The organism is Streptomyces sp. O3 (assembly GCF_054788135.1).
Window position 1 is genome coordinate 75,074 of sequence record NZ_JBTVYK010000031.1, and the last position, 6,720, is coordinate 81,793.

At 73.4% G+C, this 6,720-nt stretch carries 8 protein-coding genes; 6 read left to right on the forward strand and 2 right to left on the reverse strand.

Going from position 1 to position 6,720, the window contains the following annotated elements; all coding sequences use genetic code 11:
• Positions 1-27: 27 nt before the first annotated feature.
• From ACX6XY_RS17485 to ACX6XY_RS17495, 3 genes are all read left to right on the forward strand, one after another.
• A complete protein-coding gene (locus tag ACX6XY_RS17485) occupies positions 28-957 on the forward strand; it encodes a S66 peptidase family protein (RefSeq protein WP_460331530.1) in 930 nt (309 codons plus the stop codon).
• A 102-nt stretch (positions 958-1,059) separates the two neighbouring features.
• Positions 1,060-1,326, forward strand: coding sequence for a LapA family protein (locus ACX6XY_RS17490; protein ID WP_460331514.1), 267 nt, complete (start codon positions 1,060-1,062; stop codon positions 1,324-1,326).
• Positions 1,327-1,345: 19 nt separating this feature from the next.
• Complete coding sequence (locus ACX6XY_RS17495; protein ID WP_460331516.1) at positions 1,346-1,906, forward strand: GNAT family N-acetyltransferase; 561 nt, start codon at positions 1,346-1,348, stop codon at positions 1,904-1,906.
• Between the two features lie 19 nt (positions 1,907-1,925).
• Here the strand turns inward: ACX6XY_RS17495 and ACX6XY_RS17500 are convergent, their stop codons facing one another.
• Together ACX6XY_RS17500 and ACX6XY_RS17505 are read right to left on the reverse strand one after the other, a co-directional pair.
• A complete protein-coding gene (locus ACX6XY_RS17500) occupies positions 1,926-2,279 on the reverse strand; it encodes a VOC family protein (protein WP_460331518.1) in 354 nt (117 codons plus the stop codon).
• Positions 2,280-2,325: 46 nt separating this feature from the next.
• Entirely contained in the window at positions 2,326-3,171 is an 846-nt protein-coding gene (locus ACX6XY_RS17505; protein WP_460331520.1) for a class I SAM-dependent methyltransferase, read from the reverse strand.
• A gap of 176 nt (positions 3,172-3,347) precedes the next feature.
• On the opposite strand from ACX6XY_RS17505, the gene ACX6XY_RS17510 reads away from it, so the two are divergent.
• The 3 genes from ACX6XY_RS17510 to ACX6XY_RS17520 all read left to right on the forward strand — a co-directional run bounded on the left by ACX6XY_RS17510 (position 3,348) and on the right by ACX6XY_RS17520 (position 6,604).
• The gene (locus ACX6XY_RS17510; protein ID WP_460331522.1) at positions 3,348-4,967 is read left to right on the forward strand and encodes an ABC-F family ATP-binding cassette domain-containing protein; all 1,620 of its coding nucleotides are present in this window, start codon (positions 3,348-3,350) and stop codon (positions 4,965-4,967) included.
• A 134-nt stretch (positions 4,968-5,101) separates the two neighbouring features.
• Positions 5,102-5,677: a TIGR03086 family metal-binding protein gene (locus ACX6XY_RS17515; protein ID WP_460331523.1), complete on the forward strand. Its 576-nt coding sequence runs from the start codon at positions 5,102-5,104 to the stop codon at positions 5,675-5,677.
• A 339-nt stretch (positions 5,678-6,016) separates the two neighbouring features.
• On the forward strand, positions 6,017-6,604 hold the full coding sequence (locus ACX6XY_RS17520; RefSeq protein ID WP_460331524.1) for a hypothetical protein: 588 nt from the start codon (positions 6,017-6,019) through the stop codon (positions 6,602-6,604).
• The last annotated feature ends 116 nt before the right edge of the window (positions 6,605-6,720 follow it).

Here is a 6,720-nt window from a genome sequence, read left to right on the forward strand (position 1 = left end):
CCGGCCCAGTCGCCGCGGCCGCCGCGGCTGTCGTTCGTGCGGCCGCTCACCCGCCCCCGGCGGCTGGCCGCGGGCGACCGGGTCGCCGTCGTCGCCCCCTGCGGCCCGGTGCGCGAAGACCGGCTGCAGGCGGGGCTCGACGTGCTGCGCGGCTGGGACCTGGAACCCATACTCGCGCCCCATGTCCTCGACGCGCACCCGGAGTTCGACTACCTGGCGGGCGCCGACGCCGACCGCGCCCGCGATCTGCGGGACGCCTGGTGCGACCCCGACGTGGCCGCCGTGTTCTGCGCCCGCGGCGGGTACGGCGGCCAGCGCATGGCCGACCTGCTCGACTGGGACGCGCTCCGCGCCGCGGGCCCCAAGGTCTTCCTCGGCTTCAGCGACGTGACCGCCCTGCACGAGGCGTTCGCGGCGCGCCTGGGGCTGGCCACGCTGCACGGCCCGGTGGTGGCGGGCGCGGACTTCGGCAAGGAGGCCCGCTCCCTGGAGCACCTTCGCGCCACGCTCTTCGCGCCCGAGACCGTATCGGTCATCGAAGGCGGCGGGACGCTGGTTCCCGGCCGGGCGTCGGGCGTCACCTTCGGCGGCTGCCTGTCGCTGCTGGCCGCCGAGCGCGGCACCCCGCACGCCAGGCCGTCGGGGCGCGGCGGCCTGCTCTGTCTGGAGGACGTCGGCGAGGAGCCCTATCGCCTCGACCGCGCGCTCACCCAGCTGCTGCGCTCCGGCCTGCTGGACGGCGTCGCCGGGGTCGTGCTGGGCTCCTGGGCGGGGTGCGGACCGTATCCGCGGGTGCGGGCGGTGCTCCTGGACCGGCTCGGCGGGCTGGGGGTGCCGGTGGTGGAGGAGCTCGGGTTCGGGCACCGCGAGGCGGCGCTCACCGTCCCGCTCGGGATACCCGCGACCCTGGACGCGGACCGCAGCACACTCACCCTGGAGGCGCCGGCGCTGTGCTAGGGCGTGTCCGTCACCCGTACGGCCGTCCGTCGTGCGGGAAGCGGCCGTGGCCGCCCATGCTGGTCACAGGGGGACGCCGTACCTCCTCGGAAAGGTGGCCACATGAGCGCGGCCAAAGGCTCGTCCAGCGGCGGAGGCGGCAAGGGCCCGTCCACGCGAGGCGGCAGAGTGCGCGAGCTGATGACTCCCGGACGGCTCACCGTGGCGGGTCTCGGCATCCTCGGCCTCGTCTTCATCTTCGAGAACACCGACAGGACCAAGATCCGGCTGTTGATCCCCGAGGTGACCCTGCCGCTGTGGATGGCCCTGTTGGCCACGGCGCTGATCGGAGCCCTGTGCGGGGCCTACTTCGTCAGGCGCCGCCGCTAACGCGACGTACCGTACGGGCATGATCCACGACGCCGCTTACCTCGCCGAAGGGCCCCGCGTCGGCATACGGGCGCTGGCCCGCGCCGACCGCGACGCGTTCACCGCGCGTGCCCGTGAGAGCCGGGAGCTGCACCGGCCCTGGCTCTCCCCGCCGCTGACCGACGAGGAGTTCGCGGCCTACGCGGACCGGCTGATCGGAAACGAGATCAGGGCGGGGTTCGTCGTCTGCGCACGGGACACCGGAGAGCTGGCGGGGTTCGTCAACATCGGCAACATCGTGCGCGGCGCGTTCCTGAGCGGCACCCTCGGCTACGGCGCCTTCGCGCACGCGGCGGGCCGCGGTCTGATGACCGAGGGGCTCGCGCTGCTCATCCGGTACGCCTTCGGCCCGCCGCTCGGCCTGCACCGGCTGGAGATCAACGTCCAGCCGGGCAACGCCCCGTCCATCGCGCTCGCCCGCCGCTGCGGCTTCCGCCTCGAAGGCTTCTCGCCGGACTTCCTCTTCGTCGACGGGGTCTGGCGCGACCACGAACGCTGGGCGCTGACCCGAGAGACGGCGGACCGCCTCCCCCTGCCGTGAGGCCGACCCCGGCAGGCCGTCAGGCAGCGGCCTGCCGGTCCGCGTACTCGAACACCGAGCCGTCCGGATGGACCGCGATCAGGTTCCGGCCCACCGGGGTCGGCACCGGCCCCGCGATGATCCGCGCCCCGCACGCGCTGAGCACGGCGTGCGCCTCGTCGACGTCCTGGACCGCGATGGTCGCCGAGACCTTGCGGAGCACGTCGAGTTCGGCCGCGGGACCGCTCATCAGCAGGAAGCAGCCGACGGCGGCCACCGACACGCCGCCGCGTTCGAAGCGCAGCGCCGTGCTGCCCGCGAGCCGTTCGTAGAACGCGACCGAGGTGTCCAGGTCATCGACGCACACGCGCAGCGTGGTCCCCAGGATCTCCATACGGGCCAGCCTAGTTGGCGGCGCAGCGGGGTGTGATCGTTTCACGCTATACGCGGCAGAGGATCTCGCCGTGCAGCACCGAGAACCAGCCGTCCTCCTGCCTCCCCCACTCCCGCCACGCCTCGGCGATCTCGGCCAGTCGCCGCGCGGTCGCGTGCCCGCCGTCCACCGCGAGGCCCGCGTACGACGACCGTGTCGTACGGTCCGCCCACAGACCGCTCCACCAGGCGCGCTCGTCCTCGGTGCTGAAGGTCCAGGTCGCCGAGGTGGCGGTGATGTCGGAGAAACCGGCCCGCAGCGCCCAGGACTTGAGGCGGCGCCCGGCGTCCGGCTCGCCACCGCTCGCGCGGGCGACCCGCTCGTACAGCTCGAGCCAGGAGTCCAGGCCGCTGGAGCGCGGATACCAGGTCATCGCCGCGTAGTCCGAGTCACGGGCCGCGACCAGGCCGCCGGGCGCCGTCACCCGGCGCATCTCCCGCAGGACCCGCACCGGATCGCCCACGTGCTGGAGCACCTGGTGCGCGTGCACCACGTCGAACGAGCCGTCCGGGAAGTCCAGAGCGTGCGCGTCGGCCACGGCGAACTCCACCTGCTCCAGGCCGCGTTCGGCGGCCGTCGCGCGGGCCTGGGCCAGGACGTCGGCCGCCGCGTCCACGCCCGTGACCCGCCCGCCCGGCACCAGCTCCGCCAGGTCGGCGGTGATGGTGCCGGGGCCGCAGCCGATGTCCAGGACCCGCATGCCGGGCTTCAGTTCACCGATGAGGTACGCCGCCGAGTTGGCCGCGGTGCGCCATGTATGGGAGCGCAGCACGGACTCGTGATGTCCGTGGGTGTAGACGGCGGTCTCCTGTGCGGTCTCCTGTGCGGTCTCCGGTGCGGGGTTCTCGGGCATGACGGGACTCCTTCCGCGGGGCGTCGAGCCTGCGCTCGACGCGAGAGGAACACCGTACGCCGCGATGTCGAAATGTGAGACTGACGTCTTGCTATGTGGTCAGAGCTGGGTTGTGTCGCGCGGCCTGCCGAAACCCGTTTGCCGTACCGCCGCCGCGCCGCTGACAATGCGTGACCATGGGACATCTGGAAGCCGCGCATCTCGAGTACTGCCTGCCCGACGGGAGGGAGCTGCTCGGTGATGTCTCCTTCCGGGTCGGCGAGGGCGCCGTCGTCGCCCTGGTCGGCCCGAACGGCGCGGGCAAGACCACCCTGCTGCGGCTGCTCTCCGGCGAGCTGCAACCGCACGGCGGCGCGGTCACGGTCAGCGGCGGGCTCGGCGTGATGCCCCAGTTCGTCGGGTCCGTACGGGACGAGACCACCGTCCGCGACCTGCTGGTGTCGGTCGCGGGCCCGCGCATCCGGGAAGCCGCGGCGGCCGTCGACGCCGCCGAGTACGCGGTCATGACCGTCGACGACGAGGCCGCGCAGCTGCGCTACGCCCAGGCGCTGGCCGACTGGGCCGAGGCGCGGGGCTACGAGGCCGAGACCCTCTGGGACATCTGCACCACCGCCGCGCTCGGCATCCCGTACGACAAGGCTCAGTTCCGCGAGGTGCGCACGCTCAGCGGCGGCGAGCAGAAACGCCTCGTCCTGGAGTCACTGCTGCGCGGAACCGACGAGGTGCTGCTGCTCGACGAGCCGGACAACTACCTGGACGTGCCGGGCAAGCGGTGGCTGGAGGAGCGGCTCAAGGAGACCCGCAAGACCGTCCTGTTCGTCTCGCACGACCGGGAGCTGCTCGCCCGCGCCGCCGAGAAGATCGTCAGCGTCGAGCCGGGCCCGGCGGGCGCCGACGCCTGGGTGCACGGAGGCGGCTTCGGCACATACCACCAGGCCCGCAAGGAGCGCTTCGCGCGCTTCGAGGAGCTGCGGCGGCGCTGGGACGAGAAGCACGAGCAGCTGAAGAAGGTGGTCCGCAACCTGCGGCAGGCCGCCGAGAACAGCCACGAGCTGGCCTCGCGCTACCACGCCGCGCAGACCAGGCTGCGCAAGTTCGAGGAGGCGGGCCCGCCGCCGGAGCCGCCGCGCGAGCAGGACATCACGATGCGGCTGCACGGGGGTCGCACCGGCGTACGTTCCGTGACCTGCGAGGGTCTGGAGCTCACCGGCCTGATGAAGCCCTTCGACCTGGAGGTCTTCTACGGGGAGCGGGTCGCCGTGCTCGGTTCCAACGGCTCCGGAAAGTCGCACTTCCTGCGGCTGCTCGCGGGCGAGGCGGTCGCGCACACCGGCGTCTGGAAGCTCGGCGCGCGGGTCGTGCCCGGACACTTCGCGCAGACCCACGCGCACCCCGAGCTGTTCGGCCGCACCCTGCTCGACATCCTGTGGCGCGAGCACGCCCAGGACCGCGGGGCTGCCATGTCCCGGCTGCGGCGGTACGAGCTGACCGGGCAGGCCGAACAGCGCTTCGAGCGGCTCTCGGGTGGGCAGCAGGCGCGGTTCCAGATCCTGCTTCTGGAACTCGAGGGCGTGACCGCGCTGCTTCTGGACGAGCCGACGGACAACCTCGACCTGGAGTCGGCCGAGGCGCTCCAGGAGGGCCTGGAGGCGTTCCAGGGCACGGTGCTCGCGGTCACCCACGACCGCTGGTTCGCCCGCTCGTTCGACCGCTTCCTGGTCTTCGGCAGCGACGGCCGGGTGCGTGAGACGGCGGAGCCGGTGTGGGACGAGCGCAGGGTCGAGCGCGTGCGCTGAGACCCGCCGCGAGTACGGCCAGGCCGCGCGCGGTGACGGCCGGACCCGTCGCGAGTACGGGGCCGGACCCGTCGCGCGGACGGCCAGGCCTGTCGCGGGGGACAAGCGGGCCGCTCGCGGGGACAATGGGAGGCATGCCGCACACCAGACTGCTTGCCCGGCACGCCAAGGCGATCGAGCTGTTCACGGACCGGGTGCACCGGGTCGGCGCCGACCAGTGGGGCGATCCGACGCCCTGCACCGACTGGACCGTGCGGGATCTCGTCAACCACCTGGTGGTGGAGCAGCTGTGGGTCCCGCCGCTGGTCCAGGACGGCGAGACCGTCGCCTCGGTCGGCGACGCCTTCGACGGCGACCGGCTCGGCGCCGACCCGGTCGCCGCCTGGGACGACGCGGCGAGCGCCGCGCACCACGCCTTCCGTGCGCCGGGCGCGCTCGACCGCACCGTCAGCCTCTCCTACGGCGACAGCTCCGCCGCCCACTACTGCGGGCAGCTGGTGACCGACCTGGTGGTGCACGCCTGGGACCTGTCGCGCGCGATCGGGGCCGACGAGCGGCTGCCGGACGACCTCGTCCGCTCCGCCGTGCGCGAGGTCTCGCCGTACGCCGCCGACTTGGCCAAGAGCGGGCTCTTCGCCCCGCCGGTGGAGCCGCCGTCCGGCGCGGACGTGCAGACGAAGTTCCTGTGCCTGCTCGGCCGCCGCCCCTAGGCCCTGTCGTCAAACTCCCGCCTGCCGGGCGACGCCACGATGACATCAGCCGCTGGCGCGGCGGGCGCACTCTCGCCGCACCGGGCGCAGACCCGAGTACGTCCAGTACGAGGGCCCGCACCCGGCACGCCGAGAGCACGCACCTGCCGCCGCCCGGCCCGCCCTCCGGGCGGACGGCGGGAGTTTGACGACAGGGCCTAGGTTCCTCACTCGTGTGGCGGTGCGCTTACCGCCAATGGTCTGCCGTCCCGCGCGCTGTGGTGGAATGTCGGGTTTGGATGGGCTTGTGGCGTGGAACTCCGCGCCTGCTCGCTCGCCGCCAGAAGGAGCCCTCCGCCCATGCGCATCGCCCGTATGATCGCCGCCACCGCACTGGCATCGGCCGCTGTCGGGCTGGCCGCGCCCGCCGCGTACGCGAACTCGGCCCAGGTCAGCCCGCGTACCGTCGCGCCCGGTGGCACGGTCACCGTATCCGTCGCCTGTGACACCCCCAGTGACAGCCCACCGGCGATCATCAACGCCAACTCCCAGGCCTTCGAGCAGGGCACGGTCCAGCTGGCCCTGGTGCCGGGCAACGACAACTCGGTCTCCGGGACCGCCTACAACGGCACCGCCAAGATCGCCTCGGCCGCGCACTTCCCCGGCAGCGGTCCCAACGCGGTCGGGGAGACCTCGGACTGGGCCGTCGACGGCACCTGCCCGGACGGCAGCCAGTGGAAGACGACCTTCACCGTCCACCGCACGGCGGCGACGTCGACACCGACGCCCGCGCCGACGGCGACCGCCACCAGGGGCGTACGCGGCGGCCTCGGCGGCAGCTTCACCGACTCCGGCACGGCCATGGTCATCGGGGGCGTGCTGGTGGCCGCCGGGGTCGGCGCCACCGCCTACGTCATGCGCCGCCGACAGGCCAGGACGCGAGGCTGAGTGCCCGCGCACGGCCCACTGCGGTACGGCCCGCCCGCCGACGCGCCGTGTGTGGTGATCCAGCTGCCTACGCGGCGGCGGATCTGGGCGGCGGTGAGGCCGGTGCGGTCCTGGAG